The following is a 477-nucleotide window of genomic DNA, read 5'->3' as shown; positions in this document are numbered from 1 at the left end:
CCGTGCCGCCGCCCGGTCGCCCGCGCCCACCGCCTTGCCGACCAGCGCGCCGGCGGCGATCATCAGGCCGATATTCACCGCGGTGGCGAAGAACTGCACGATCGCCGCGAAGCCGATCGCCGCGGTGAGGTTCGGGTCGCCGAGCTTCGAGACGTAGAACAGCGACAGCAGGTCGACCACGAAGATCGCCATCAGCCCCACGGAGCCGGTGGCGGCCATCACGACCACGTGCCGGAGGATCGAGCCGCTGACGAACCGGCCCGCCGGGGCCGGGGGCAGGCCGTCAGGCATCGGGACGCTCATGCATCCCGGGCGCTGCCTTCCGATTCCAGCTCGGATTCCGGCTCGGCCTCACCCTCGCCGTCGGCTCCGGGGGCGTCGGGCTCCTGCGGGGCGAGGGCGGGCTTGTCGAGGACCCGCTCGGCCGCCTCGCGCCGGTCGTTGCCGATCAGGTCGCGGGTCTCGGTGCTCAAGGCG

The 477-nt window shown here is 73.2% G+C and carries 1 pseudogene; it reads right to left on the bottom strand.

Annotated elements, in window-relative coordinates:
* A pseudogene (locus tag FV228_RS32495) lies at nt 1-291 on the bottom strand (MATE family efflux transporter); the annotation flags it as partial.
* Between the last annotated feature and the right edge of the window lie 186 nt (nt 292-477).

The organism is Methylobacterium sp. WL18 (assembly GCF_008040015.1).
GTDB classification, from domain to species: Bacteria; Pseudomonadota; Alphaproteobacteria; order Rhizobiales; family Beijerinckiaceae; genus Methylobacterium; species Methylobacterium mesophilicum.
The sequence above is the reverse complement of the archived record's forward strand: the minus strand, read 5'-3'. Positions and strand labels throughout refer to the sequence as shown.